1 protein-coding gene is annotated in these 257 nt (G+C 68.9%); it reads left to right on the top strand.

Annotated elements, in window-relative coordinates; all coding sequences use genetic code 11:
* Positions 1-245: IclR family transcriptional regulator domain-containing protein (locus ACZ3HH_RS30675; RefSeq protein ID WP_465810437.1), on the top strand; the 245-nt coding region annotated here is incomplete at its 5' end.
* Positions 246-257: the final 12 nt, after the last annotated feature.

The following is a 257-nucleotide window of genomic DNA, read 5'->3' as shown; positions in this document are numbered from 1 at the left end:
AGACGGTGACCGATCCCGGACGTCTACGCCGTCTCCTCGCTGGCGTGCGTCGCGATGGCGTGGCGATCGCGCAAGGTTCGATCGAATCCGTCTCGACCGGCGTGGCCGTGCCGATCCGCGACGCAGGTGAAGTCGTCGCCGCGCTTTCCGTGGTGCTACCACGACAAGCGCCGCACACGGCGGCGATCATCGCTCTGCGAGAAGCCGTGACCGGCATCGAGGCCACGCTGCGGTCCCCCCGATAGTCGGCGTCTCCC

Source organism: Pseudomonas sp. PME37.24/025 (assembly GCF_055556615.1).
The sequence above is the reverse complement of the archived record's forward strand: the minus strand, read 5'-3'. Positions and strand labels throughout refer to the sequence as shown.